The following is a 26,561-nucleotide window of genomic DNA, read 5'->3' on the forward strand; positions in this document are numbered from 1 at the left end:
CCCGCTCCTACAGGGTGTCGCGCAGCAGTTTTTGCCGCCAGCTTTCCTGCTCCTGTGCGGACGCCTCGACCAGATACGCGTAACGCCCGGCCATCCGCACCGCCACCGGTATCCCGTCGCGATACAGAAGCCGGTTGCCAATCACTGCCGGCACTTTCGCCCCGGGCAGCAACGAGCCGATCAGGTTCAGCGGGTCACCGGCGCTCACCACCTGTAGCGTTCCGTCCGGTTCACGTCGTCTCACTTGCCGCAGCAATACTACCGCCTCAGGCAAGGCGAACTGTTCACCGGCCAGCCCGGCAATGAAGCGCCCGCCCCGGATCTCGCCACGCGCTTCCAATCGGTGATAGCAGCGCAGCAGCTCACGCCAGGGCGGCAGTACATCACTCTCGCGCGCCAACAGCCGCCAGCAGATCACGCCATAGCGGCGCAGCAGCGTGCGGGCAATGTGCTCCAGGCGCTGGTCGTGATCCGGTGGCGCATCGCTGCGGCGCAGCAGGGCCCAACGTCCGGCATGCGCCATGCTGCTGGAAAGCGGCGGGTGGCCTCGGCGGCTGTTACGTGAGCTGCGCTTGGTTGCAGGCGTGATCAGGCTGCGCAAGCCAGTGAAACTGTCCGCCCCGGCCAGGCCCGAGCCCACCAGCTCCTGCAGTGCAGTCTCCAGTTCACTGGGCAGCAGGTGTGCCTCATGTGCCAGTTCATCGAAGAACAGCGCACCCTGGGTTTTCAGCGCTTCGTGCACACGTTGCGCACGTAGGCCAAGGGCGTCGACAGCAGGTGCGGGCGCCAGGCTGCGCCACGTGTTCAACTGGTCCCGCGGCAGCAACACCAGTGGGGTACTGGTCAACGTGCTGCTCGCCACTGTTGCCGCCAGCCGGCTCCAGGCAAACTGGCCGCTTCGGCAGGCTTCGTCGAGCCAGTGCGGACTGTAGTCTTTGATACGCGCCGGCAGCAGTTCCGCCTCCCAGGCCGCTGCGGCGCTGGGGAACCCTTGTAACTGGCCCAGCACTTCGGCCACCGCCTGCGGACCACGCAGGCGCTCGTCTGGCGCCAGGTGCTGCCAATCGAACAGAAAGCGCATGAAGTCTTGCAGGCTGACCGGTTCGATCTCGCGGCGCAGGCGTTTGACCGTGTAGCGGTGGATGCGTGCCAGCAAGTGGCGTTCGCACCATTGCAGGTCAGTTGCACCTGGGCTGAAATGCCCGCGCAGCACATAGCCTTCGGCTTCCAGGCGGGCCAGAGCCTGCTCGATATCGGTTACCGGTTTGCCCAATGGTGCAGCGATTTGCGCCAGGGTCTGTGGGCCATGGCCGCTCAGGCGGGCGCGCAGCAGTTCGCTCAGTGCGTGGTCGGGCTCAATGGGCTGGTCAAAGCCAGCGAGCCGTTCGAGCGGTGGCTCCCTGTGCGCTGTGGGGTACAGTGCCAGCAGCAGGTTCAGGCGTTCGCGGGCCAACCAGAGCTTGTCATCAGGCAGGCGCAAGGCACGCCCGGCCTTGGCCAGCTGCCTTAGCAGCACATCCCAGCAGGGGTTGGCATCTATCTCGACCTGAGCGATGGCACCCAGGCTCATCAATGCTTCGTGCATTTCGTCGGGATTGGCCGGCTGTGGCCAGACCTCGGCCGCGACGGCAGCAATGGCATCAGCGTCCAGCGCGCCCAGGTCGTCGCTACTGTGCACGTCGTTCCAGCGCCGGTTGAGTACCGCCTGGGTACGTCGTTCTTCCAGTGGCGCATCGTCCAGAAAGGCATAAGGCCGGGCGTTGAGAATCGCTGAAGCCAGCGGCGAGGGGGCGGGCAAGTCTCGGCACAGCAAGCGCACTGCACCGCTTTCCATGCGCCGCAGCAGGGCCAGCCAGCCTTCGCTGTCCATCGCCTCGTGCAGGCAGTCGTCGAGGGTTTGCTCGACCAGCGGGTGGTCGGGAATCTGCCGCTCGCCGACGATGTTCTCCAGGCAGGCGATCTGGTCGGGGAACACGGCAGCAACCAGGTCCTCACTCTTCATGCGCTGGATTTGTGGCGCCACCTTGCGTCCGCCCACAAAGCGCGGCAGTGCCATGGCCACGCCTGCATTCCAGCGCCAGCGCACGCCAAACAGCGGTGCATCGAGCAGGGCCTGGATGAGAATCGGCTCGGCGCTGTGGCTGTTCAGGTAACGCCACACTTCGTCCAGCTCGAAACTGTGGCTGGTCGATAGTGACAACACGATGGCGTCCTCGCTGGCGGCAGCCTGCAATTCGAAGTTGAAGGTGCGGCAGAACCGCTTGCGCAGGGCCAGGCCCCAGGCGCGGTTGATGCGGCTACCGTAGGGTGAATGAATGATCAGTTGGGTCCCGCCGGACTCATCGAAAAAACGTTCCATCACCAGCGTATCCTGCGAGGGCAGGGCGCCAAGCACTTCACGGGTGCGGGCCAGGTAGTCGAGCAACTGGCTCGCACAAGCTTCGTCCAGTTCGAAGGTCGCCTGCAACCAGGCCAGTACCTCCACCGTGTCGCCGCCTGCCTGCGCCAGTTGCTGGTCGATTCGCGCCTGCAGCCGGGCCACGGCGGCAGACAGCTCGTCACTGCGCCCCGGCGCTTCACCCAGCCAGAACGGAATGGTCGGTGGCAGGCCATGAGCATCCTCTACGCGCACCCTGCCCGGCTCGACGCGCAGAATGCGATAGGAGGCGTTGCCCAGCTGGAAAATATCGCCGGCAATGCTTTCCACGGCAAAGTCTTCATTGACGCTGCCGATGTTCAGCGCCTGCGGTTCCAGCAACACGGCGTAGTCGGCGTTGTCGGGGATGGTGCCGCCGCTGGTCAGCGCGGTCAGCTGGCTGCCACGTCGGCCACGCAGCGTGCCGCTCACTGCGTCACGGTGCAAGTAGGCACTGCGCACACCCTGGCGGCCGTTGTAGCCCTCGGCGAGCATGCGCAGCAGGGCCTGGTAATGATGCTGGTCAAGCTCGACGTAAGGTGTTGCCCGGCGTAGGCAATCCAGCAGATCCTGTTCGTGCCAGACCTGGTTGCTGGCTTCTGCGACGATCTGCTGGGCCAGTACATCCAGCGGTGCCCGGGGGATGTGCAGTGCGTCCAGTTCGCCCTGTCGAACGCAGTCAAGCAAGGCAACGCATTCGATCAGGTCATCGCGTGAAGTGGGGAACAGGCGCCCCTTCGGCACACCATCGACCTGGTGCCCAGCGCGGCCAACCCGTTGCAGGAAGGCGGCAATCGAGCCTGGCGAAGCTATCTGGCAGACCAGGTCGATATCGCCGATATCAATGCCAAGCTCCAGCGATGCGGTCGCGACCAGCACCTGGAGCTGGCCGCTCTTGAGCCGCTGCTCCGCATCCAGGCGCAGCGCTTTGGACAGGCTGCCATGGTGTGCGGCAACCGCCTCCTTGCCCAGCCGGTCGCTGAGGTGGCGGGTGATACGTTCGGCCAGGCGCCGGGTGTTGACGAATACCAGCGTTGTGCGGTGCTCACGGGCAAGGGTGGCCAAGCGATCATACAACAGGCCCCAGACATCGGTGGCCATCACCGCCCCCAGCGGTACCGGCGGCACTTCGATGGCCAAGTCACGCTTGCGGGCATGGCCGATATCGACAATGGCGCAGGGGCGCCCGCTACCCATCAGAAACTGTGCCACCCGTTCGACCGGGCGTTGTGTAGCGGACAGGCCGATCCGCCGCAGTGGCTTTTTGCACAAGGCTTGCAGGCGCTCCAAGGTCAGGGCCAGATGGGCGCCACGCTTGTTACCGGCCAAGGCATGGATTTCGTCGACGATTACCGTGTGCACATGGGCCAGGCCTTCACGGCCAGAAGCCGAGCCCATCAGCACATAAAGCGATTCGGGGGTTGTCACCAGAATGTGCGGGGCCAGCTTGCGCATGGCGGCGCGTTCCTTCTGCGGAGTATCGCCGGTGCGTACCGCCGTGGTGATGCGTGGGGCGTTCAGGCCTTGCTCTGCAATGGCTTGGCTGATGCCTTCGAGCGGGGCCTGCAGGTTCAGACGAATGTCATTGGACAGGGCCTTCAGAGGTGAAACGTAGATCACCAGGGTCCGTGCGGGCAGTTCGCCCTGGTGCTTCATGCCTTCACGCAGCAGCTCATCAAGCACGGCCAGAAAAGCGCTCAGGGTCTTGCCTGAGCCGGTTGGCGCGGCCAGCAGCATGGATTGCCCGGCGTGGATCAACGGCCAGGCCTGAGCCTGGGCATCGGTGACCGTGGCGAAGTGGCGGCGGAACCAGATGCTGACGGCAGGGTGGAACAGCTCGAGCACTGGGTGGTGTTTGGCGGGCAGGTTCATGTGTTGTTTATGGAGGGTGTGCAACAGGTTGGCAAGGGGCCGCTCGTCTGCCAGGCCGATACAGGAATGACCGGCCTTGTCAGGCCAATGACCCCATGGGATCCTCGCGGGTCATTTTATTCAGCGAGCCCACTTCATGCCCAACATCATCCGCATCGCCGCCGCCCTGCTGATCGACCCTCAGGGCCGCACGCTGCTGGTGCGCAAGCGTGGCACCGAGGCTTTCATGCAGCCAGGCGGCAAGATCGATGCCGGTGAAACGCCGGTGCAGGCGCTGGTGCGCGAGTTGCAGGAGGAACTGGGCCTGCGCATCGACCCGGCTCAGGCCATGCACCTGGGCCAGTTCAGTGCCCCCGCCGCCAACGAACCAGGCTTCGAAGTGCAAGCTGAATTGTTCCGTGTCGACAGCGCCGCTGCCGTGGTGCCGGCCGCAGAGATCGAGGAGGTGGTCTGGCTGGCTGCAGATCAGGTGCCCGGCATGCGACTGGCTCCCCTGACCCGCGACCTGATCCTGCCGCTGTATCGCCAGGCGCTCAACGCACCGCGCTGACACCGTCGAGAGTGGCGAACGAGGTGTCCTTGGCCGTCAGCAAAAAATCGCGCATGTACGGGGCATCGAGCATGTCGGTGCGTACGGCGGCATAAAGCGTGGCAAACAGGCCTTTCTCGCCCAAGCGTTTGCCCTTCACATAGCCACGCGAGCTGTACTCGTGCAGTGCCCAATGCGGCATGCCGCATACGCCACGGCCACTGGCCACCAGCTGCATCATCATCACCGTCAGCTCTGAGGTACGCACGGCGGCTGGCTCGATGTCGGCCGGCTCCAGGAAGCGCGTGAAGATGTCCAGGCGATCGCGCTCCACCGGGTAGGTGATCAGCGTCTGGTCGAGCAAGTCTTGCGGCACGATGTAAGGCTTGCTGGCCAGCGGGTGCTGGTTGGCCACTGCCAGCATCGCCTCGTAGGTGAACAGCGGCACATAAGTGATGCCTGCCAGGTCTACCGGGTCGGAGGTCACCACCAGGTCAAGGTCGCCGCGGGCCAGGGCTGGCAGCGGGGCGAAGGCAAAGCCCGAGGCCAGGTCCAGTTCCACTTCCGGCCAGGCATCACGGAACTGGTCGATGGTCGGCATCAGCCACTGGAAGCAACTGTGGCATTCGATAGCCATGTGCAGGCGTCCGGCAGTGCCTCCGGCCAGACGTGCGATGTCACGTTCGGCACTGCGCAGCAACGGCAGGGTGGCATCAGCCAGTTGCAGCAGACGCAGCCCGGCACTGGTGAAGCGGATCGGCTTGGTCTTGCGCACGAAAATCGGGAGGCCCAGGCGCTCTTCCAGCTCCTTGAACTGGTGCGACAACGCCGACTGGGTCAAGTGCAGGCGTTCGGCGGCCTCCACCAGGCTGTCGGCTTCGCGCAAGGCATGAAGGGTTTTCAGGTGACGGATCTCCAGCACAGATGACTCCGGGGTGTGGAATTGAAGAAACAGGGAATGAATTGAGTTTCTCTCATGATGCGGCATCTGTCGACTGGGCGATCGTCGCACCGCCTGGCGGGAGTCATGAAACTGTCACCGAACTGTGGCAGCGCGCCCGAACAGAATTCATCAGACTCGCGCTCTACTGGGGATCTGCATTCTGGTGTTTCTTTCATGCGGGCTTTTTGGTTTTTTCTTTTCTTTCTGTTCAGCGCACCGGCGAGTTTCGCCGAACAGCACTGTGACGCCCGGGTGCCGGTGCAACGTGCCGAACTTGGTGCCGTCAGCCTGGTATACCAAAGCGTGGGTGCGCCACGCGACCCGGCCTTGCTGCTGGTCATGGGCTTGGGCGGGCAGCTGATTCATTGGCCAGATGATGTGGTCGAGGCATTGTGCCGCCAAGGTTTTCGGGTGATCCGCTATGACAACCGCGATGTCGGCCTGTCACGCTGGAACCAGATGCCACCGCACGCCAACCTGACGCTCGAACTGTTGCGTTACAAGTTGGGCCTGCCCGTGTCGGCGCCCTATACGCTGACTGATATGGCCGATGACGGCTTGCGCCTGATGGACGCGTTGGGCGTGCGCCAGTTTCATGTATTGGGGGTAAGCATGGGTGGCATGATTGCGCAGCACCTGGCGGCGATGGCGCCCGAGCGAGTGCGCAGCCTGACGCTGGTCATGTCCAGTTCAGGGGCGGCGGGGCTGCCGGCGCCGGACCCGGCGCTGGTGCAGTTGCTGGCCCGGCGCAGCGCACCGAACCGAGAAGTGGCAATCGAGCAGCAGGCCGACCTGCTGGCGGCCTTGGGCAGCCCTGAGGTACGGGACGACCGCGAAGTGTTGCTGCACCAGGCGGCGCAGGCCTACGACCGGGCGTTCAACCCTGACGGGGCCAAGCGCCAGATCATGGCGATACTGGCCGAGCCGAGCCGCGTCGAGTTGCTCAACCAGTTGCGAGTGCCGACCCTGGTGGTACACGGCACGGCTGATCCGTTATTGCCGGTCATGCATGGCGTGCACCTGGCGGCGCATATCCAGGGCAGCCAGTTACGCTTGATCCCGGGGTTGGCGCACCGTTTTCAGGAGCCGTTCAAGGCGCCGTTACTGGGGGCGGTGTTGCCTTATTTGCAGGCGCATAGGCAAGCGGTCACGCACATCGCAGGGCTCTGAATCCGCGCAGGCTGCTTCGCGGGCTTGCCCGCTCCCACAGGTGCTGCACCGATCTCAGACATTGTGGAGACCCTATGGGAGCGGGCGAGCCCGCGAAGCAGCCAGTGCCGATTTCGATCAGTGCATCCGCACCCACACAGTCACCAGCACAGTCGCGGCGATCAGCCAGGCCAGCGTGGCCAGCGCCATCGAAGGCTCGAGGCGCAAGCGGTCGACCAGTACATACAGGGTTGCCAGGTACACGAAATACGGAATGATCGACCACATGCCAAACAGGATGGTGGTCTTCAGGTCGGCAATGCTGCGCCCCTTGCCGACGATGTAGTGCGCAATCAGGGCAAAGGTGGGGAACAGCGGCACCAGTCCTGCGATGTAGTAGTTGCGCGTTTTCGACAGCACCGCCAGCAACAGCACCACGCCTGCGCCCAGGGCCGCTTTGAATACCAGGTCCAAGTTGTTTTCCAGTTTGGGTTCGAGTCAGGCGAGGCCGTATTTTTTCACTTTGTCGAACAGCGTGGTCTTGGCCATGCCCAGCTCCTGGCTGGCCTGGCTCAGGTTGCCACCCGTGCGTTGCAGGGCATCAGTGAGCAGGTTGCGTTCGAATGCTTCCACCGCCTCGGCAAAAAGCAGGCCTTGGTTGGCACCACCGCTGGGGCCTTTCTTGAACGCTGGCAGGCCGAGGGCATAGCGCTCGGCCACGTTACGCAACTCGCGCACGTTACCCGGCCAGTCATGGGCCATCAGGCGCGACAGGGTCTGGCTGTCCAGTGTCGGTGTTTCGCGGTCGAAGCGCAGGGCCGACTGCTGCAGAAAATGTTCGAACAACTGCAGGATGTCTTCACGGCGCTCACGCAGCGGCGGCAGCTCCAGGGTGACCACGTTCAGCCGGTAATACAGGTCGCTGCGGAACTGGCCGCTCTGGCCCAAGGCATCGAGGTCGGCCTTTGTCGCGGCGATCACCCGGCAATCCACCGGGATGCTCTGGTTCGAGCCCAATCGCTCCAAGGTGCGCTCCTGCAGCACACGCAGCAGCTTGATCTGCAGGTTGATCGGCATGCTCTCCACTTCATCGAGGAACAGCGTGCCGCCATTGGCGTGTTCGATCTTGCCGATGCGGCGTTTGCCGGCACCGGTGAAGGCGTTGGCTTCGTGGCCGAATATCTCGCTTTCAAACAGGTTTTCCGGCAGGCCGCCACAGTTCAGCGCCACGAACGGATGGCTCTGGCGTCGGCTGAAGTCGTGCAGGCACCGTGCGACCAGCTCTTTGCCGGTGCCGGTCTCGCCTTCGATCAGCACGTTGGCTGAGGTGTCGGCGACGTTGGCGATCAGTTCGCGCAAGTGCTCCATGGCCGGTGAGCGACCAATGATGCGTCCCTCCAGGCTGCTCTGTTCGGCCAGCTGGCGGCGCAGGGCCACCACTTCGCGTGACAGCCCGCGCTGTTCCAGCGCGCGGCGTACCACATCGACCAGGCGCTCGGGGGAGAACGGTTTTTCCATGAAGTCGTAGGCGCCGTTACGCATGGCGCCAACGGCCATGTCGATATCGCCATGGCCAGTGATCAGTACCACCGGCAGGCTGCGGTCACGGGCCTTGAGGCGATTGAGCAGCTCCAGGCCATCAATACCCGGCAAGCGGATATCGCTGACGACAATGCCGGCGAAATCGTCGCCGATGCGTTCCAGCGCCTGTTCGGCGCTGCCTACGCCCTCGCAGGCGATATCCTCCAGGGCCAGCGCCTGCTGGCAGCCGAGCAGCACATGCGGGTCGTCTTCGACGATCAGGACGGTAAGAGGCGCTTGGTTCATGGATGCTCTGCCGATTCGCTAGGGGGTGAAACCAGAGGCAGGGCCAGGACAAAGGCCGTGCCGCCGGTGACGGGATGCTCGACGTTTAGGCTTCCCTTGGCGGCGGCGGCAAGGCTCGCCGACAGGGTCAGGCCCAGGCCCAGGCCATGCTCGCCCGGTTTGGTGGTAAAGAAGGGTTCGAACAGGTGCTTGCGCGCTTCGGGGTCGATACCGTGGCCATTGTCGCGCACCTGCAAACGGTACTTGTCACCCTGCAACTCGCCTTCCAGCCATAGCTCAGGCTGCGGTTGCGCGGCCATGGCGTCAAGGGCATTCCCGATCAGGTTGACCAGAATCTGCTCCAGGCGGGTCTGGTCGATGGCCAGTTGCTGGTCCTCGAACTGGTGGTGCAATTGCAAATGACAGGCACTGATGCGGTTGGCCAGCACCTGCAGGGTGGCCTCTACTGCCTTGGCCAGTGAAGCCTGGCCGCTGTCATCGCCGCGCCGGGCGAACGAGCGCAGGCTGGCGGTGATGCGGCCCATGCGGTCGATCAGGTCATTCATGGTGCGCAGGTTGGTGCTGGCAGTTTCCAGCGCCCCGCGCTCAAGGAAGCGCACCGTATTGCCAGACAAGGTGCGCAGCGCAGCCAAGGGTTGGTTCAGCTCGTGGGCAATGCTGGTAGACATTTGCCCGATGGCGGCCAGCTTACCTGCTTGCACCAGCTCATCCTGGGCGTGGCGCAAGGTCTGCTCGGCATGCCGGCGCTCGCGAATCTGGCCCTTGAGGCGTTCGTTGCTGGCGCGCAGGTCGGCGGTGCGTTCGGCAATCCGTCGCTCCAGCTGGCTGTTGGCCTCTTCAAGGGCTTCGCGGGCCGCCAGGCGGGTGGCGATCACTTTGCGCCGCTCGTTCCAGGCAATGCCGAGGATCGCCAGCAAGGCAAAGGCCACGCCCACCAGAATGCCCTGCACCATGGATTCGCGACGCAGGTCCTGCAGTGGGGTCAGCAGGGTGAAATGCCAGGGTGTGTCGACCAGGCGCCTGGTTTGCGCCAGGTAGGCCACTTCGTGCGGTTTGCCATGAGCGGTTTCGGTGTTGGCCGGGAAGGTCAGTTTTTCCACACCATCGGCCAGGGTTTCCCGGGCCAGGGGCTGCAATTCGTTCAGCGGCCACCAGTAGTACTGCAGGCTTCGCGCCAGGCGCTCCTTGATTTGCGGGGTCAACGGGCGCACCGACTTAAGGCGCCGGGCCGGGTCGCTGGAGAGAATGATGATGCCATTCTCGTCGCTGACGAACGCCTCCAGGCGGGCACGCTGCCAGCGCTCCTCGAGGGTGTCCAGGCGCACCTTGATCACCGCAACGCCTATGATCTTGCCGTGCTCCTCAAGGCCATGGGCCAGGTAATAGCCAGCCTCGCCAGTGGTACTGCCGATGCCGTAGAAACGCCCGGGCTCGCCGCGCACGGCAGTCTGGAAGTAGGCGCGGAACGACAGGTCTTCACCCAGGAACGAGTCGGCATCGCGCCAGTTGCTGGTGGCCTGTACCCGGCCATTGGTGTCCAGGACGAAGATGGCCCGACTGCGACTGCGACGGTTCAGGCCTTCAAGGTATTCGTTGACCGTCTGGCGTGAGGCGCCGTCCGGGTCGGTGAGCAGGTGCGAGACGCTGTCTTCCAGCTCCAGCAGGCTCGGCAGGTAGGTGTACTTGCTGATTTCGCTTTCGACCGTGCGTGCATGCAGCTCCAGCTGGCGTTCGCCGTTTTCGCTGAGGGTGCGGATACCATTGCTCTCGCTGATCAGGTAGCCAGCCATTCCCAGGCCGACCATCAGCAGGATGATCAGTGGTGGTAACAGCAATTGACGGATCAGGCGGGAATTCACGGCAGGCTTGGCAGGGCGAAGTAGCGAGGGATCGCATTTCATCACAGTGGCCTTGTTACGACCAGCTTCCGCTGCCTGGTGGGTCCCTGGCAGCGGAAGCTGTGGCCGGGTCAGTGCTGCAGGATCTTGCTGAGGAAGTGCTGGGTGCGCTGGTCGCGGGCGCTCTGGTCACCGAAGAACGCTTCCTTGGTGCAGTCTTCGATGATGCTGCCCTTGTCCATGAAGATGACCCGGTTGGCGACTTTGCGGGCAAAGCCCATCTCGTGGGTTACGCACATCATGGTCATGCCTTCGTGGGCCAGTTGCACCATCACGTCCAGTACCTCGCTGACCATTTCCGGGTCCAGTGCGGAGGTGGGTTCGTCGAACAGCATGACGATCGGGTCCATCGCCAGGGCGCGGGCGATTGCCACGCGCTGCTGCTGGCCACCGGAGAGCTGGCCGGGGTGTTTCTTGGCATGGGCACTGAGGCCTACACGCTCGAGCAGCGCCAGGCCCTTCTTGGTGGCTTCCGCCTCGCTGCGGCCCAGTACCTTGCGCTGGGCAATGGTCAGGTTCTCGGTGATGGTCAGGTGCGGGAACAGCTCGAAGTGCTGGAACACCATGCCCACCCGCGAGCGCAGCTTGGGCAGGTTGGTCTTAGGGTCGGCAATCGAAGTGCCATCGACCACGATGTCGCCCTTCTGGAACGGCTCCAGCGCGTTGACGCACTTGATCAGGGTGGACTTGCCCGAGCCCGACGGGCCACAGACCACCACTACCTCACCTTTCTTGACCTCGGTGCTGCAGTCGGTCAGTACCTGGAAGTCGCCGTACCACTTGTTGACGTTCTTGATGGAAATCATACGGTGATCCTTTTTTGCAGGCGCTTGACCAGCCACGAAGCGGAGAAGCTGATGAGGAAGTAGACGACGCCGGCGAAGATCAGGAACTCATGGGAGCGCCCGATGATGTCGCCGTTGGAGCGTGCCGAGTTGAGGAAGTCGACCAGGCCCACGGTGTACACCAGCGAGGTGTCCTGGAACAGGATGATGCTCTGCTGCAGCAGCAGCGGGGTCATCTTGCGGAAGGCCTGGGGCAGGATGATCAGGCGCATGGTCTGCGCGTAGTTCATGCCCAGCGCTTGTGCGGCGCCCATCTGGCCCTTGGAGATCGACTGCACACCGGCGCGTACGATTTCGCAGAAATACGCGGCCTCGAACATCATGAAGGCGACCACGCAGGAGGTGAAGGCACCCACCGGGGTATCTTCGCCGGTGATCCAGCGCAGCACGAACGGTACCGCCAGGTAGAACCAGGTGATCACCAGCAGCAGCGGGATCGAGCGGAAGTAGTTGACGTAGGCGCCGGCCACGTTCGACAGCAGTTTGCTCGACGACAGGCGCATCAGGGCCAGGATGGTGCCCAGCACGATACCGCCGATGACGCCCATGACCATCAGTTTGAGGGTCATGACCATGCCCTCCCAGAGGGCAGGCAGGGCGGGGATGATTTCGCTGAAATCCATTTCCATTTACTTGCCCCCCACGGAAATCAGGCCAGGCACGGCGACTTTCTTCTCGACCATGCGCATGAGCAGCATCAGGCCCATGTTCAGGGTGAAGTAGATCAGCGTGGCCAGGGTGAACGCCTCGAACAGGTTGGCGGAAAACTCTGCGGTCTGTTTGGTCTGCGCGAGCAGCTCCATCAGGCCAATCAGCGACGCCACCGAGGAGTTCTTGAATACGTTGAGGAACTCGGAGGTGAGCGGCGGAATGATGATCCGGTAGGCCTGCGGCAGCAGCACATTGTTGTAGATCTGCGGGAGGCTGAAGCCCATGGCGCGAGCGGCAGCTTCCTGGCCTTTGGGCAGCGCCTGGATACCGGTACGCACTTGCTCACAGACGCGCGCGGCGGTGAACAGGCCCAGGCAGATGACCACGCTGATCAGCGCCGAAGTGGTCGGGTTGAGGTCCTGCTTGAACCATTCCTGCAAGCCTTCTGGCAGCAGGTCCGGCACCAGGAAGTACCAGATGAACAGTTGCACCAGCAGTGGCACGTTGCGGAACAGTTCCACGTAGGCGGTGGCGATACCCGATACCAGGCGGTTCGGTACGGTACGCATGACACCGAGGAGCGACCCCAGCAGCAGCGCGATGATCCAGGCGGTGATGGCGATGGCGATGGTCCAGCCCAGGCCGGTGATGTACCAGTCCAGATAGGTTTCGCTGCCCACGCCGGTGGACTTGAAGAACACGCCCCAGTCCCAGTTGTAATTCATCGGGATTTCCCCTCAGACGGTTGTTTCACGGGCACCTTCGAGCATCCGGGGGCGCTTGGCGCCCTCGGATGAAAGGTTAGACACTAATGAGTGGCCTGCAGAATTGATTCGTGCTTGTGAGCACCAGGCCACTATTTGCTGAGGATCAGGACTTCTTCTCGTCCGCAGCCTTGTCGGTCGGCTCGGCGATCAGTTTCTTCAACTCGTCGCTCATCGGGAACTGGAGGTTCAGGCCTTTTGGTGGAATCGGCTGCTGGAACCACTTGTCGTAACTTTTGTTGACTTCGCCCGACTTGAAGTAGGCAACGATGGCGTCGTCGACCGCTTTCTTGAACGCAGCGTCATCCTTGCGCACCATGCAGCCGTAGATTTCGTACGACTGAGGGGTACCGGTGATGACCCAGTCCGCTGGCTTGCGCGCCTTGGCCATTTCACCGGCGAGCAGGGCGTCGTCCATCATGAAGGCCACAGCGCGGCCGCTTTCGAGCATGTTGAAGGCTTCACCGTGGTCCTTGGCGGAAATCACGTTCATCTTCATCTGCTTGTCAGCGTTCATCGCCTTGAGGATGCGCTCGGAGGTGGTGCCGGCGGTGGTCACCACGTTCTTGCCGGCCAGGTCCGGGAAGTCTTTGTATGCCGGCTGACCGTCCTTGACCTTGGTCAACAGGCGGGTACCGACTTCGAAGATGCCGACCGAGAAGCCAACCTGTTGCTGGCGCTCGACGTTGTTGGTGGTGGAGCCGCACTCCAGGTCGACGGTGCCGTTCTGCACCAGCGGAATACGGGTTTGCGAGGTGACCAGGTTGTAACGGACCTTGATGTCCGTGCCCAGTTGCTTTTTCAGCGCGTCGACGACGGCCAGCTGGATGTCATGCGAGTAACCGACGGGCTCGGATTTGCCGGCCAGGTAGGAAAATGGAATGGAGGAGTCGCGGTGCCCCAGGGTGATGGTGCCCGATTCCTTGATCTTCTTCAGGGTGCCGGTGATCTCCTCGGCCATGGCCGGCGAAGCGATGACTGCAGCCGCGATGGCTGCGCCCAGCAATTGACGAACGATACGCATCAAATTTTCCTCGACGTGTTTGTTTTTTTTATGGAGCCGTTGGCGGACTCTTCGTTCAACGAATACAGCAAGAAGCGGGTGCATTCGGCTACCAAGTGTAGAGCATGACTCGTGCCAAGCCCTGCTGTCGACCTTAAACCACTGGTATTGCTCGTGCTTGACAGTCTCGACCTCTCTCCAGGGTTCGCCAGGCCGAATAAACAGCGATTGCTCGTTCGGTTATCCGAACGCATGGGCAGCCACCTATCCCGGTATCGCTTGCGGTAACTATGCAGTGCGCGGCAAGGGCTCAGACGTAGTGAGCTTTGCTCTTTGCCTGGAGAGTTCCACAGATGTCACCGCACCTGCTCCCGAACGATTCCATCGATAGCCTGATCGCCCAGAATTTGCCTGGATGGCTAGTCGACCACGCCCAACCGGAAAGGCTCGATGCGTTACGTAATGCCCTGAGTCGCCAGGCGCACTGCAATGCGCGGCTTGGCCCGATCCTCCAGGCCATCCCTTCTTTGCAGGCCTACGCAGCAACGTTGCTCAAAACGAAACTGCGCAAGAGCGGCATCAGCAACCCGGACGTGACGGGTTGGAGTGTACGGGTCTCGCAGCGGTTGTTGCTGCCCAGCGCTTCGCCTGTTCTGCTGCGGCCAACCTATGTTCGCCGCTCCGGGCGATCTCTGCTGGCGGCGGCGCTGCATAATTATCATCGCAAGGAGACGCGCCCCGGGCACATGCTCAAGGGTGAACTCGTCGATGGCGACGGCAAACGCCTGCCAATGAGCTTCCATGCGTTTGCCTCGGCGTGTCGTGAAATAGATGCCGGTGGTAAGTATCAGGCGTTGCTCACCCACCACCTGCAGCCTGAGGATGGCCCCCAGGATGAGCCGGGCCAGGCCATCGCTCGCTTGCACGGGCAGTTCGAGGGGAGTTTCAGGGCCAATTTCGAGGTGGCGATGCGGATCGCTGCGTTCAAAGGCGAAATTGACGAGCGCACGTATTGGTTGCTGTTGCCGCTTATCGCCGAAAAACCGGTGGTGCCTGTGCTGGTTGGCACTGTTGTACCCCGACAGCTGTACCTGCTGGGCCGCCCCATTCAAGGTGTACTGACGCTGGAAGTACGCCCTTCGGCGGATGGCGCAGTAGAGTCGGTGGTGCTTTGGATACCCGGTGACCCATTTGAGCCTGTCTCCCAACACGTCAGCTGGGACGCACTCGACACCTACCTCGGAAAACGTTTTCGGAAGCCGGCATATCGGCGCTTTTTCGCACGCTTCATTACCGAGCGAGAGCGGGTCAATTTCTATCGCGTATTGAACGAACGGGTCGCACAGGCGCAGGCGGCGGGGGTTGAACTTGACGCTCGTTCTGCAAAGATCACTGATGCGCCGTTCGCACACCTGCGCCGGCAATTCATCGCCAAGGTCAGGGACGACGCCAAAGTGCTCGCCGTGCCCACCGATGTCGAGGATGATGAAGACCGCGAAGCGCGCATGCGGGGCTACAAAGAACTGGGTATGGACTTGCTGAACGTGGCGGGGTTCTTCGTGCCAGTGCTGGGTGAAGTGTTGCTGGTGGCCAATGCGGTACAGCTGGCTGATGAAGTGTATGAAGGGTACCAAGATTGGCGCATCGGGGATCGCGAAGGGGCGTTGAACCACCTGTTCAACGTTGCCGAAAACGTTGTGGTAGGCGGGATGATCGCCGCCGGCAGCCACATCGCCCAGCGCGCCCTGGAGCGTGTGGCCTTCGTGGATGACTTGGCTCCGGTGTGCCACGCTGCTGGCAAGGTCAAGCTCATGGCCACGGATCTGTCAGGTTACGATGCCCAACCATTGCGTGGCGTCGGCGCGCAGGAATGGCTCTGGCACCTTGATGAGAGGGGTTACAGGGTGATGGAGGATCCGCACGATGGCCGCTCCAGGATCCTGCACCCTCGCCGTCCCAGTGCCTACCGGCCGGTGATCGAACCGAACGGAGCCGGCGGCTGGCGTCATGAACTCGAAGCTCCCCAGAGCTGGGAAGGGCGGGCCAATCTGGTCCGCCGCTTGAGTACACCGCTGGCAGAGCTACCGGCGCAGGCTTGTGATTACCTGCTGCAGGTGACAGGGCTGAGTGAAGCACAGGTTCGCCGTTTGCACGTGGAGCACATGGGCGCACCTGCACGGTTGCTGGATGCCCTGGAGCTTTACCAGGCCCATGAATTACATCCGGATTTCAGCGCGCCGCAATTGGCGCAGCACGTTGCTGCTCGGCAAGTGCTGCCCAATGGCCTCGAGCGGATAGTGCAGCGCGCTTACCCAGGCCTGTCGGCCCGCTGCACGCGTGAAGTGCTTCAGCAATGCACCGCTGCGCAACTCGATACACTCAGCACCGCACAGAGGATCCCTTTGGCAGTGGCCGAGCGCGCACGATGGTCACTGAGAGAAAGCCGTCTGGACAGGGCGTGCGCCGGTTTACGTCTGCCGCGTTGCGTCAATCCCGACACCGAACGCCTGGCTTTGGGCTTGCTCAAGCGTCAGCTGAAATGGCCGGACACCCTACGCATCGAACTGCGCGAAGGTAGCCCGGGTGGCCGATATCTGGCCGGTATCGGCGCCGAGTCTGCAGAGGATGTACGGTGTATCGTGCGCCGCGGCGACGGCTACCGCTACGCCGGTCAAGGCACATCCGGCCCCTACCTGGCGGCACTGCTGTCTGCGTTGGACGAGACGCAGACTGCCGATCTCGGCGATGCTGCTGTCAGTCCAGGCGCCCTGGGCTCGTTGTTGATCGAGGCCGCTGCCGGTGATCGTACCCAAGCGGCGGAGCTCTGTGGCATGCCCCGTCTGGGCGTTGGCCTGCGACCCCCGACCCGTTTGGGGGATGGGCGTATTGGTTATGTCTTGAGTGGGCGAGGTGAGAGCAGCCGACGTGCCATAGGTCGTGGTATTCACCAAGTGTTTCCGACAATGACTGACGGGGAAGTCCAAGCCTATCTGCTCGACCTCATGGAGCGGCGAGTAGGGTTGTGGGAGCATTACAGCCAGCTCACGGATCAGCTGGCGCGTATGCGTCTGAGCCTGCGCCAGTGGCGCCGGGACGCCAGTAATCCGCTCGATGCGCTACGCCGCCGTCAGGTCGCTAGAGCTATACGGCGCAGTTGGCGGCGTAAGATCACCGACCAGGCCGGGGATTACGCGTTGATTATCAACGGCGAGCGTGTCGGTAGCCTGCCCGATTTACCTGAGGGGGTAAGCTTTGATCACGTGCAACGGCTGATCCTCAGAGACCTGCGCCTTGGTGAAATCAGTTGGGACTTCCTGCGGCGTTTTCCCAATCTGGTGGAACTCGACCTGTCCGATAATCGCCTGACTGCGATTCCTCAGGGCATTGAACGGTTGCCCCGCCTGCGGCAGCTTCATCTGGGCAACAACAGGATAGTGATGGATGAGGCCGGTGAGTTGCGTCTTGCCGGGGCGAGGGCGCTGCAGCGCCTGGACCTCAACGACAACCCGCTGGGAAGGGCGCCGGTATTGACACGCCTGGGCAATCTGCGTGAAGTCAACCTGCGCTCTGCGGCTCTGGAGGCGTTGCCTGAGCGCATTTCGTTTCGTGCCCACGTTGACTTGCGTGACAACAACATCCGCACGCTGCGCCGAGATTTGCACCGGTTGCGCTTGCAGGTGCGCCAGTTGTCCTTGCATGACAATCCACTGAGCGAAGCTGACGCATTATTGCTCGACGAGGCGCGAGGAGTGACGCCAGGGCAGTGGGGATCAGCATCCGCACGCCATCGTGCAATTGACAGCGATCTGTTAAATCGTTGGGCCAGCAGTACATCCGGAGCTGAGCGTGATCGCCAGCAGGCGATATGGACAGCGCTACGGGAGGAGCCGCAATCGGACGGATTGTTCAGCTTTCTCGCGGACTTCGTCATTACCCCGGACTTCAATGAGCACCCTGGGCATTACCGCAGTCGTGTCTGGCGGATTCTGGAAGCATGCGAACAGCACGAGCAGTTGCGTCAACAGTTGTTTATCGAGGCATCTGGCCAACGCCGCTGTGTAGACCGGTTGCTGATGCTGCTGGAGCAGATGGAACTTGGGGTTTTGGTACTGCGTGCCGTCGAAGATGCCCATGGCAACCAGATGGAAGCCCGGTTGCTGAACTTGGGGCGTGGCTTGTTCAGGCTGGACGAGGTCGACCGCCTCGCTACCCTGCACGTGCAACGCTTGCATGCCGAGCACGCCCCTATTATCGATGAAATTGAGACCAGGCTCTTCTACAGGCAGCGGCTTGCGCGTCCGTTGGGCTTGCCTGTCGAGATCGACGAAATGCATTTCCCGAGTTTTGCGAACGTAACCACCAGTGATCTGCTGCGGGCCCAGGACACGGTCTTGCAGCACGAGTCGGCGGATGCTCTGATTGCCTCGTTGGCACAGCGGCCTTTCTGGGAGCGATACGCGCGGGACTTTCATGCCCAGCGATTTGAAGAGCTGGTGCAACCACTGCACCAGCGCATGGAGGCCCTACAGGCTCAGGTAGATGAGCAAGTGATCAACGAAAGCGAGTTTCTGCAACGCTGTGAAGCACTGAAGACTGATTACGATCGCAGCGAGCGGGCATTGCTGGCGCGTTTGGCGCGTGAAGCCTATGAGCGCTGGGCTAATACGCCCCCTTGACGAATCAAAAAGGCTTCACCGTCGGTATCAGGCTGCGCGGCTATTCGCGCGCACCTTGCGGGCTTGCTGCAGATACGCCTCCAGGGCCATCTGCTCCTGCGCGGTCAGCGACAGGCCCAGCTTGGTGCGACGCCAGATAATGTCAGCGGTTTGCTCTGCCCATTCCTCTTCCAGCAGGTAGTCCACCTCGCGGGTGAACAGCCCGGCACCGATAGCCTGCCCGAGGTCTTCGGGGCCGTGAACGCCATCGAGCAGTCGCCACACACGGCTACCATAGGTGAGCACCCAGCGTTTGGCCAGGTCGACAGGCAACCAGCCGCAACGTGCCAGTACGGCATCGATCAGCGCCTGTACCGTTGTCATGCCCTCTGCGCCCGGCAGTGGCGCACTGGCGGTCCAGGGGGCGCGCATCTGGGTGAAGAAGGGCTTGAGTTCAGCCATGGCCGATTCGGCCAGTTTGCGGTAGGTGGTGAGCTTGCCGCCGAATACCGACAGCAGCGGTGCCTGGCCGGCCTCTGCCGAAAGGGCGAGTGTGTAGTCCCGGGTCACCGCCGAAGGGTTGTCCGACTCGTCGTTGCACAGCGGCCGAACGCCGGAGTAGGTATGCAGGATGTCGGCTTGGCTCAGTTGATGATTGAAGTGCTCGTTGACGACCTTCAACAGGTAATGTGTTTCCTGCTCGGTAATGGCGACCGCGGCCGGGTCGCCGCTGTATTCCCTATCAGTGGTGCCGATCAGGGTAAAGCGGTCCAGGTACGGGATGCAGAAGACAATGCGCTGGTCTTCATTCTGCAGAATGTAGGCATGTTCACCTTCATACAGGCGCGGCACGATAATGTGGCTGCCCTGGATCAGGCGGATGCCGTAAGGCGCATCGAGCTTGAGGTCGTCCTTGATGAAGCTGGCCACCCACGGGCCCGCGGCGTTGACCAGCGCGCGGGCATGGATCGTCTGGAGGCTGCCGTCGGCGTGCTGCAGTTCTACCTGCCACAAGCTCTCTACACGCTCGGCGCGCAAGCAGCGGGTGCGGGTGTGGATATGTGCGCCAAGCTCACGGGCCGCCATGGCGTTGAGTACTACCAGGCGGGCGTCATCGACAGCGCAGTCGGCGTATTCGAAGCCGCGGGTGATTGCCGGCTTCAGCGGGTAGCCCGGACCGAAGCGCAGGCTACGCGAGGCGCCCAGGCGCTTGCGCTTGCCCAGGTGGTCGTAGAGGAACAGGCCGGCGCGGATCATCCATGCAGGGCGCAGGTGCGGGCGGTGCGGCAGCACGAAGCGCATCGGCTTTACGATGTGCGGCGCCTTGGCCAGCAGCACTTCGCGTTCAGCCAGGGCCTCGCGTACAAGACGAAATTCGTAGTGCTCCAGGTAGCGCAGGCCACCGTGAATCAGTTTGCTGCTGGCTGACGACGTGTGTTGGGCCAAGTCGTCTTTTTCGCAAAGGAAGACCTTCAAGCCGCGACCAGCGGCGTCGGCAGCGATGCCCACGCCATTGATGCCACCGCCGATCACGGCAAGGTCATAGCAGTCGGCTGTTGGGAGCTGGGACGAAACTGGCTGGGACACGGGCAAGGCCTCCTGGGGCTGTTCACATCGAATATGAACATTGATGTTCGTTTGCGAAAATATTAGCGCAACGGAAAGCCGGTCGCCAGTCAGTCTCTATAGAAAAAACTGATCAAATGACAATGAAGTGAACATTTACGAAAATTTAGCGGGTACCGCTTGGGTGAGGGGCGCTTGCTCCGCAGACACCAAAAATCTGGCGGCATGCACCCACCAGCCCTCAAACCACCTCAAGCCTGATCTTGTTCTGGTTCAACAATTGGGTAAGGGTTGGGGTCGGTGTCTGGTCGGTCACCAGGCAGTCGACCAGGTCGATCGAGCCCAGGCGCACCATGGCATTGCGCCCGAACTTGCTGGAATCGGCCGCGAGGATCACTTGCCGGGCATTGGCGATGATGGCTTGCGACACCCGCACTTCCTGATAGTCGAAATCGAGCAGGCTGCCATCCTCGTCGATACCGCTGATGCCCACCAGGGCGAAGTCGACCTTGAACTGGTTGATGAAATCGACACTGGCCTGGCCGACTACACCACCATCACGGCGTACCGTGCCACCCGCCACCAGCACTTCGAAATCGTCCTTGGCGGCCAGGATCGCCGCCACGTGCAAGTTGTTGGTGATGACTTTCAGGTGGTTGTGGTTGAGCAGCGCCCGTGCGATCGATTCGGTGGTGGTGCCGATGTTGATGAACAGCGACGCATGGTCAGGAATCTGCCGGGCTACGGCGTCGGCAATGCGCTGCTTTTCGTCACGCATCTGGTCTGCACGCATGGCGTAGGCGGTGTTCTCGATGCTCGAGTCGTAAGCCGCGCCGCCGTGGTAACGGCGCAGCAGGTTGAGCTCGGCAAGCTGGTTGATGTCGCGTCGGATGGTCTGGGGAGTGACAACGAACAGCTGCGCCATTTCCTCGATACTGACATAGCCGCGTTCGCGTACCAGTTCGAGGATTTGTTGTTGGCGGGGGGGCAGATTCATGGGCGGTCCTTTGGGGCTGCCGGACAAATTCTGCAATGATGCCGTAGGAAGGGGATGACGGCCAATAGACGATTGGGGCCGCATGGCGGCCCCAACAGCTATCATGCCTCGTGATCTTCCCAGTCACGGGTACGCTCGACCGCCTTCTTCCAGCCGGCATACAGCTTTTCTTTCTGCGTTTCGTCCAGTTGCGGGCTGAACTCACGCTCGATGATCGCCTTGTCGCGCAGCTCGTCCAGGCCACTCCAGAAGCCACAGGCCAGGCCTGCCAGATAGGCGGCGCCCAGCGCCGTGGTTTCGCGCATCTGCGGCCGCTCCACGCAGGTGCCGAGGATGTCGGCCTGGAACTGCATGAGGAAATTGTTGGCCACGGCACCACCGTCCACGCGCAGTTCGGACAAGCGCTGGCCACAGTCCTGCTGCATGGCGTCGAGGACATCGCGGGTCTGGTAGGCGATGGACTCCAGTGCGGCGCGGATGATGTGGTCCACCTTCACGCCACGTGTCAGGCCGAACAACGCACCACGGGCATACGGGTCCCAGTACGGGGCACCCAGGCCGGTAAAGGCGGGCACCAGGTAAACGCCATTGCTGTCCTTGACCTTGCTGGCGAAATACTCGGTATCCAGGGCGTCGTTGACGATCTTCAGTTCGTCACGCAGCCATTGCACGGTAGAGCCACCATTGAATACCGCGCCTTCCAGTGCATAGGCCACCTCTCCACGCGGGCCGCAGGCAATGGTCGTGAGCAGGCCGTGGGACGACTTCACCGCCTGGTCGCCCGTGTTCATCAACAGGAAGCAGCCGGTGCCGTAGGTATTCTTGGCCTGGCCCGGCTCCACGCACATCTGGCCGAACAGTGCCGATTGCTGGTCGCCGGCGATACCGGCGATGGCTATGCCGCTCTTGGTGTGGCCGTACACTTCCGAGGATGGGCGCACCTCAGGCAGCATCTGCCGCGGGATGCCCAGGATTTCCAGCAGCTTGTCGTCCCACTGCAGGCTGTGGATGTTGAACATCAGTGTGCGCGAGGCGTTGGTGTAGTCGGTGACGTGCACCTTGCCGCCGGTAAATTTCCAGATCAGCCAGGTGTCGATGGTGCCGAACAGCAGTTCGCCACGCTCGGCGCGCTCACGGGCGCCGTCGACATTGTCGAGGATCCACTTCAGCTTGGTGCCGGAGAAATACGGGTCGGTGACCAGGCCGGTGGTTTCACGAATGTAGTTTTCATGGCCGTCACGCTTGAGCTGAGCACAGATCTCGGTGCTGCGGCGGCACTGCCAGACAATGGCGTTGTATACCGGGCGCCCGGTTTCCTTGTCCCACACCACAGTGGTTTCGCGCTGGTTGGTAATGCCCAGCGCGGCAACCTGGGCGTGGCTGATACCCGCCTGGGCCAGGGCCTCGACCATGGTCGCGCTTTGTGTGGCGAAAATCTCCATCGGGTCATGCTCGACCCAGCCCGCCTGCGGGTAATGCTGTGCGAACTCGCGCTGGGAGGTACCCACAACATTGGCGTCACGGTCGAAAATGATCGCTCGCGAACTGGTGGTACCCTGGTCCAGGGCGATGATGTAGTTCTTATCCTGGGTGTCTGTCATGGTCGTAGGCCTTGCAAGAATAGGGGGTCAGGGCTGTGCGTGATGGTGGCATCAATTGGCTTGAGTATCGCCCTGGCGAATGTCATTTGTCTCAGGGGTCGCGGCGGGCGCCATTGGCAGGTTGCGTGCAATCAGGCCGCGGTAGCTCGCTGCTCCCAAGCAGGCGCCAAGGATCGGTGCAAATACCGGAACCAGGAAATAGGGAATATCCCGCCCGCCAGTGAAGGCGATTTCGCCCCAACCGGCCAGGAAGGTCATGAGTTTTGGCCCAAAATCGCGGGCCGGGTTCATCGCAAAGCCAGTCAATGGGCCCATGGCGCTGCCAATCACTGCAATCAGCAGGCCGATCAACAGCGGGGCCATGGCGCCGCGCGGCAGGCCGTTGTTGTCGTCGGTCAGGGCCATGATCACGGCCATCAGAATGGCAGTGATCACCACTTCGACCAGAAACGCCTGGCTGGTAGACAGCGACGGGTGTGGATAGGTGGAGAACACCGAGGCCAGCTCAAGGCTGCCTTCGCTACCGCGCAGCATGGCGTGGGTTTGTTCGAAATCGAAGAACAGGTTGCTGTACAACGTGTAGACCAGTGCTGCGCCACAGAATGCGCCGCATACCTGGGCCAGCATGTAGAAGGGCAGTTTGCGCTTGTCGAACCCTGCGAACAGTGTGAGAGCGATACTCACGGCTGGGTTCAGGTGCGCACCGGAAATACCGGCGGTGAGGTAGATGGCCATGCTGACGCCCACGCCCCAGATGATACTGATTTCCCAAAGCCCGAAGCTGGCCCCGGCAACCTTGAGCGCGGCGACGCAGCCGGTACCGAAGAAGATGAGCAGGGCGGTGCCGAGAAACTCGGCCAGGCATTGGCTGGACAGTGTGGGTTGGCGCAGAGCAGTCGTCATGTATGACCTCGTTTTTTTTGTTGTGAGGCGCGTGGCGCTCGACAGCAAAACCCGGTGTCTATCCCCATTGACCCCGGGTGATGTAGGAAATGCACCTTAAAAGGGCATCGTTTATTCAGAAACGAAAAAATATAGACAAGAAACGCTGATGTCAAAGGTCGAAAGTGAACGGTCAGTCACGATAAGGTCGCTAGAATCAGCTGCTGATCCCTGTACTAGACGCGCTCGATTGCGGTGCGGTGGCTGGGATGTGGGAATTGTCCTAAAGTAGCCGCCGAGTCGTCCCTGACTGGAGCCCTTGCATGACCCCCGCCCTAGACCTGTTGAAGAAGCACCGTGCCGAGCATCGTGTGCACAGTTATGAACATGACCCGAAGTCGGCGTCGTATGGCCTGGAGGCGGCAGAAAAGCTCGGGCTCGACCCGCAACAGGTGTTCAAGACGTTGCTGGCAAGCAGCGAGAAAGGGGAATTGCTGGTAGCGGTGGTGCCCGTGGTGGGGACCTTGGACCTTAAGGCCCTGGCCCATGCTGCTGGGGTGAAGAAGTGCGAGATGGCCGACCCGGCGGCGGCGCAGCGGGCGACCGGTTACCTGGTGGGCGGCATCAGCCCGCTGGGGCAGAAGAAGCGCCTGCGGACCTTTATTGATGACTCGGCGCAGAATTTTGCAACTATCCATGTCAGCGCCGGCAGGCGTGGCCTGGAAGTGGAGCTGGCCGCGGCGGTGCTGGCGGAGTATACGCAGGGCACGTTTGCCGGGATTGGTCGAGGCTGAGAACAGGGGGCCGCCAAGCGGCCCCCTGGCGCTGAAGTCAAGTCGCCGAACTGTATCGACGCACGCCATTCTCCTGGCGTGGCAACTGTGCTGCAACGCTACCCGGTACCGGGAATAGCACGAGGTGATCGGCCTTCACTGCAATCTCCACATTCTCACCGATCTCGTGGTCGTTATGGCTAGGGAAGATCGCTTCGAGCTGGCTGCCGGTGGGCAACTGCAGGCGGTAGAGCGTGGATGCCCCAAGGAAACTCTTGCCCACGATGTTCGCCAGGAGCGCGCTGCCAGGTGCATGCACGATATCATCCGGGCGCAGCAGTACATCCACCGAACTGCCCGGCGCCATGATGTAGGCGCGGTTACCGCGCAGCTCACCCACTTCGGTATTGACTGCCTCGTGGCTGCTCATTTGCCCACGGATGAAGTATCCCTGGCCGATGAAACTCGCCACGAATGGCGTCTGCGGTTCGTGGTAAAGGTTATAGGGCGTATCCCATTGTTCCAGGCGGCCTTCCTTGAAGACGCCAACCTGGTCGCTGACGGCAAAGGCTTCTTCCTGGTCGTGGGTGACCAGAATGGCGCTGGTACCGCGGCTTTTGAGAATGTCGCGAACCTCATGGCTCAGGCGCCGGCGCAGCTCCACGTCGAGGTTGGAGAACGGCTCGTCAAGCAGCAGCAGCTGCGGCTCGGGCGCCAGCGCCCGGGCCAGGGCGACACGTTGCTGCTGGCCGCCAGACAGCTCATGCGGGTAACGTCCGCCCAGCCCGCCGAGTTTGACCAGCTCCAGCATCTCTTCGATGACGGCGGCCTGGCGTGGGTGTTTGGCGATACCAAAGGCAATGTTCTGCGCCACGGTCAGGTGCGGGAACAGCGCGTAGTCCTGAAATACCATGCCGATGCGGCGCTTTTCCGGAGCCAGGGTGAAGCCAGCCCGGGAAATGACCTCACCGGCCAGGTGGATTTCACCTTCGTGCACCGGCTCGAAACCGGCGATGGCGCGCAGGGTGGTGGTCTTGCCACAACCGGATGAGCCCAGCAGGCAACCGATGTCGCCTGCGTTCAGGTGCAGGTTGAGGTTCTGGACGATGCGCTGGTCGCCATAACCGCAGGCGAGGTTGCGCAGGTTGAGCAGTAGGGGTTGACTCATGCGTGGTGGTAAGCCGGTTCTACAAGGAATTCGAGAAGCGCCTTCTGTGCATGCAGGCGGTTTTCAGCCTCGTCCCAGGCGACCGAACGTGGGTCGTCGAGCAGGTCCTGGCTGATTTCCTCGCCACGATGGGCGGGCAGGCAGTGCATGAAGAGGACATCGGGTGCAGCCAGGTCGAGCAGTTCGCGGGTGACCTGGTAAGGCGCGAAATGCGCCAGGCGCCGTGCAGTTTCCTCCTCCTGACCCATGGAAGTCCAGACATCGGTGACCACCAGGTGTGCATCACGCACAGCTTCCCTGGCATCCCGGATGATCTGCACGCGGTCACCGCCCAGTGCCATGAAGCGTTGATCCGGCTCATAGCCTTCGGGGCAGGCGATGCGCAGCTGGAAATCGAACTGCCTGGCGGCTTCGATATAGGAGTTGCACATGTTGAAGCCATCGCCGATCCAGGTCACGGTCTTGCCCTGAATCGAGCCGCGGTGTTCAACGAAGGTCTGCATGTCGGCCAGCAGTTGGCACGGGTGCGATTCGTCGGACAGGCCGTTGATCACGGGTACGCGCGACTTGGCGGCGAACTCGGTCAGGGTGCTGTGGGCGTGGGTACGGATCATCACCGCATCAACCATGCTCGACAGCACAATGGCGCTGTCACCAATCGGCTCGCCGCGGCCCAGCTGGGTGTCGCGGGGCGACAGGAAGATGGCCTGGCCACCGAGCTGGATCATGCCGGCCTCGAACGACACACGGGTACGGGTCGAGGACTTTTCGAAGATCATGCCCAGTACACGGTTCTTCAGCGGTTCGAACAGCACGCCTCGCTTACGCAGGTCCTTCAGCTCGATGCCGCGGCGGATCACCCCGAGCAATTCGTCGGTGGTGAAGTCCAGCAGGGAGAGAAAGTGCCTAGCGCTCATGAGTGACTACCTTATCTGCAACGGTATGCAGGTCGACCGTATGGTTTTTTTGACAACGGGGGTGACCTGCGGCGTAAGCCGCACGGGGCGGACGAAATAGGGAAA

The 26,561-nt window shown here is 62.1% G+C and carries 19 protein-coding genes; 4 read left to right on the plus strand and 15 right to left on the minus strand.

Annotated elements, in window-relative coordinates; all coding sequences use genetic code 11:
• Positions 1–7: 7 nt before the first annotated feature.
• Positions 8–4,288 carry a DEAD/DEAH box helicase gene (locus FQ668_RS04875; RefSeq protein WP_144179908.1) on the minus strand — a complete coding sequence of 1,427 codons (4,281 nt, stop codon included), beginning with the start codon at positions 4,286–4,288 and terminating at the stop codon, positions 8–10.
• A 136-nt stretch (positions 4,289–4,424) separates the two neighbouring features.
• Between FQ668_RS04875 and FQ668_RS04880 the strand changes: the two genes are divergently transcribed.
• Positions 4,425–4,838, plus strand: coding sequence for an NUDIX domain-containing protein (locus FQ668_RS04880; RefSeq protein WP_014589900.1), 414 nt, complete (start codon positions 4,425–4,427; stop codon positions 4,836–4,838).
• On the opposite strand, the gene metR is transcribed toward FQ668_RS04880, so the two are convergent.
• A complete protein-coding gene (gene metR, locus FQ668_RS04885; RefSeq protein WP_003254981.1) occupies positions 4,822–5,739 on the minus strand; it encodes a transcriptional regulator MetR in 918 nt (305 codons plus the stop codon). The two genes, FQ668_RS04880 and metR, sit on opposite strands and share 17 nt — an antisense overlap.
• 195 nt (positions 5,740–5,934) lie before the next feature.
• Here metR and FQ668_RS04890 point away from each other — a divergent pair, with 195 nt between their 5' ends.
• Positions 5,935–6,930, plus strand: coding sequence for an alpha/beta fold hydrolase (locus FQ668_RS04890; protein ID WP_144179910.1), 996 nt, complete (start codon positions 5,935–5,937; stop codon positions 6,928–6,930).
• Positions 6,931–7,047: 117 nt separating this feature from the next.
• On the opposite strand, the gene FQ668_RS04895 is transcribed toward FQ668_RS04890, so the two are convergent.
• From FQ668_RS04895 to FQ668_RS04925, 7 genes are all read right to left on the minus strand, one after another.
• On the minus strand, positions 7,048–7,383 hold the full coding sequence (locus tag FQ668_RS04895; RefSeq protein ID WP_014589902.1) for a GlpM family protein: 336 nt from the start codon (positions 7,381–7,383) through the stop codon (positions 7,048–7,050).
• A gap of 24 nt (positions 7,384–7,407) precedes the next feature.
• Positions 7,408–8,736, minus strand: coding sequence for a sigma-54 dependent transcriptional regulator (locus FQ668_RS04900; RefSeq protein ID WP_010952238.1), 1,329 nt, complete (start codon positions 8,734–8,736; stop codon positions 7,408–7,410).
• A complete protein-coding gene (locus tag FQ668_RS04905; protein WP_019438135.1) occupies positions 8,733–10,637 on the minus strand; it encodes an ATP-binding protein in 1,905 nt (634 codons plus the stop codon). The genes FQ668_RS04900 and FQ668_RS04905 overlap by 4 nt, the downstream gene beginning before the upstream one ends.
• Before the next feature lie 68 nt (positions 10,638–10,705).
• Entirely contained in the window at positions 10,706–11,440 is a 735-nt protein-coding gene (locus tag FQ668_RS04910) for an amino acid ABC transporter ATP-binding protein (protein ID WP_014589904.1), read from the minus strand.
• Entirely contained in the window at positions 11,437–12,108 is a 672-nt protein-coding gene (locus FQ668_RS04915) for an amino acid ABC transporter permease (RefSeq protein ID WP_003254970.1), read from the minus strand. The genes FQ668_RS04910 and FQ668_RS04915 overlap by 4 nt, the downstream gene beginning before the upstream one ends.
• A complete protein-coding gene (locus FQ668_RS04920) occupies positions 12,109–12,855 on the minus strand; it encodes an amino acid ABC transporter permease (RefSeq protein WP_010952242.1) in 747 nt (248 codons plus the stop codon). It abuts the gene before it with no gap.
• A 145-nt stretch (positions 12,856–13,000) separates the two neighbouring features.
• Complete coding sequence (locus FQ668_RS04925; protein WP_144179912.1) at positions 13,001–13,918, minus strand: glutamate/aspartate ABC transporter substrate-binding protein; 918 nt, start codon at positions 13,916–13,918, stop codon at positions 13,001–13,003.
• Positions 13,919–14,250: 332 nt separating this feature from the next.
• Between FQ668_RS04925 and FQ668_RS04930 the strand changes: the two genes are divergently transcribed.
• Positions 14,251–18,573: an NEL-type E3 ubiquitin ligase domain-containing protein gene (locus tag FQ668_RS04930; RefSeq protein WP_144179924.1), complete on the plus strand. Its 4,323-nt coding sequence runs from the start codon at positions 14,251–14,253 to the stop codon at positions 18,571–18,573.
• Positions 18,574–18,600: 27 nt separating this feature from the next.
• Here the strand turns inward: FQ668_RS04930 and glpD are convergent, their stop codons facing one another.
• The 4 genes from glpD to FQ668_RS04950 all read right to left on the minus strand — a co-directional run bounded on the left by glpD (position 18,601) and on the right by FQ668_RS04950 (position 23,619).
• The gene (gene glpD / locus FQ668_RS04935) at positions 18,601–20,139 is read right to left on the minus strand and encodes a glycerol-3-phosphate dehydrogenase (RefSeq protein WP_144179914.1); all 1,539 of its coding nucleotides are present in this window, start codon (positions 20,137–20,139) and stop codon (positions 18,601–18,603) included.
• Between the two features lie 220 nt (positions 20,140–20,359).
• Positions 20,360–21,115, minus strand: coding sequence for a DNA-binding transcriptional repressor GlpR (glpR, locus tag FQ668_RS04940; protein WP_003254962.1), 756 nt, complete (start codon positions 21,113–21,115; stop codon positions 20,360–20,362).
• Between the two features lie 101 nt (positions 21,116–21,216).
• Complete coding sequence (gene glpK, locus FQ668_RS04945) at positions 21,217–22,716, minus strand: glycerol kinase GlpK (protein ID WP_014589908.1); 1,500 nt, start codon at positions 22,714–22,716, stop codon at positions 21,217–21,219.
• 51 nt (positions 22,717–22,767) lie between these two features.
• Entirely contained in the window at positions 22,768–23,619 is an 852-nt protein-coding gene (locus tag FQ668_RS04950; RefSeq protein ID WP_014589909.1) for an MIP/aquaporin family protein, read from the minus strand.
• Positions 23,620–23,921: 302 nt separating this feature from the next.
• On the opposite strand from FQ668_RS04950, the gene ybaK reads away from it, so the two are divergent.
• The gene (gene ybaK, locus FQ668_RS04955) at positions 23,922–24,392 is read left to right on the plus strand and encodes a Cys-tRNA(Pro) deacylase (protein ID WP_003254957.1); all 471 of its coding nucleotides are present in this window, start codon (positions 23,922–23,924) and stop codon (positions 24,390–24,392) included.
• Positions 24,393–24,429: 37 nt separating this feature from the next.
• On the opposite strand, the gene FQ668_RS04960 is transcribed toward ybaK, so the two are convergent.
• A complete protein-coding gene (locus FQ668_RS04960; protein WP_014589910.1) occupies positions 24,430–25,539 on the minus strand; it encodes an ABC transporter ATP-binding protein in 1,110 nt (369 codons plus the stop codon).
• Positions 25,536–26,456, minus strand: coding sequence for an ornithine carbamoyltransferase (argF, locus tag FQ668_RS04965; RefSeq protein WP_014589911.1), 921 nt, complete (start codon positions 26,454–26,456; stop codon positions 25,536–25,538). The genes FQ668_RS04960 and argF overlap by 4 nt, the downstream gene beginning before the upstream one ends.
• Between the last annotated feature and the right edge of the window lie 105 nt (positions 26,457–26,561).

The organism is Pseudomonas sp. Kh14 (assembly GCF_900291005.1).
In the GTDB taxonomy this organism is placed as follows: domain Bacteria; phylum Pseudomonadota; class Gammaproteobacteria; order Pseudomonadales; family Pseudomonadaceae; genus Aquipseudomonas; species Aquipseudomonas alloputida.

Bases quoted from the DNA above. Each gene is read 5' to 3' on its own strand.
- FQ668_RS04875 (WP_144179908.1), bottom strand. From the start codon at position 4,288: ATGAACCTGCCCGCCAAACACCACCCAGTGCTCGAGCTGTTCCACCCT.
- FQ668_RS04880 (WP_014589900.1), top strand. From the start codon at position 4,425: ATGCCCAACATCATCCGCATCGCCGCCGCCCTGCTGATCGACCCTCAG.
- FQ668_RS04890 (WP_144179910.1), top strand. From the start codon at position 5,935: ATGCGGGCTTTTTGGTTTTTTCTTTTCTTTCTGTTCAGCGCACCGGCG.
- FQ668_RS04900 (WP_010952238.1), bottom strand. From the start codon at position 8,736: ATGAACCAAGCGCCTCTTACCGTCCTGATCGTCGAAGACGACCCGCAT.
- FQ668_RS04905 (WP_019438135.1), bottom strand. From the start codon at position 10,637: ATGAAATGCGATCCCTCGCTACTTCGCCCTGCCAAGCCTGCCGTGAAT.
- FQ668_RS04910 (WP_014589904.1), bottom strand. From the start codon at position 11,440: ATGATTTCCATCAAGAACGTCAACAAGTGGTACGGCGACTTCCAGGTA.
- FQ668_RS04915 (WP_003254970.1), bottom strand. From the start codon at position 12,108: ATGGAAATGGATTTCAGCGAAATCATCCCCGCCCTGCCTGCCCTCTGG.
- FQ668_RS04920 (WP_010952242.1), bottom strand. From the start codon at position 12,855: ATGAATTACAACTGGGACTGGGGCGTGTTCTTCAAGTCCACCGGCGTG.
- FQ668_RS04925 (WP_144179912.1), bottom strand. From the start codon at position 13,918: ATGCGTATCGTTCGTCAATTGCTGGGCGCAGCCATCGCGGCTGCAGTC.
- FQ668_RS04930 (WP_144179924.1), top strand. From the start codon at position 14,251: ATGTCACCGCACCTGCTCCCGAACGATTCCATCGATAGCCTGATCGCC.
- glpR (WP_003254962.1), bottom strand. From the start codon at position 21,115: ATGAATCTGCCCCCCCGCCAACAACAAATCCTCGAACTGGTACGCGAA.
- glpK (WP_014589908.1), bottom strand. From the start codon at position 22,716: ATGACAGACACCCAGGATAAGAACTACATCATCGCCCTGGACCAGGGT.
- FQ668_RS04950 (WP_014589909.1), bottom strand. From the start codon at position 23,619: ATGACGACTGCTCTGCGCCAACCCACACTGTCCAGCCAATGCCTGGCC.
- ybaK (WP_003254957.1), top strand. From the start codon at position 23,922: ATGACCCCCGCCCTAGACCTGTTGAAGAAGCACCGTGCCGAGCATCGT.
- FQ668_RS04960 (WP_014589910.1), bottom strand. From the start codon at position 25,539: ATGAGTCAACCCCTACTGCTCAACCTGCGCAACCTCGCCTGCGGTTAT.
- argF (WP_014589911.1), bottom strand. From the start codon at position 26,456: ATGAGCGCTAGGCACTTTCTCTCCCTGCTGGACTTCACCACCGACGAA.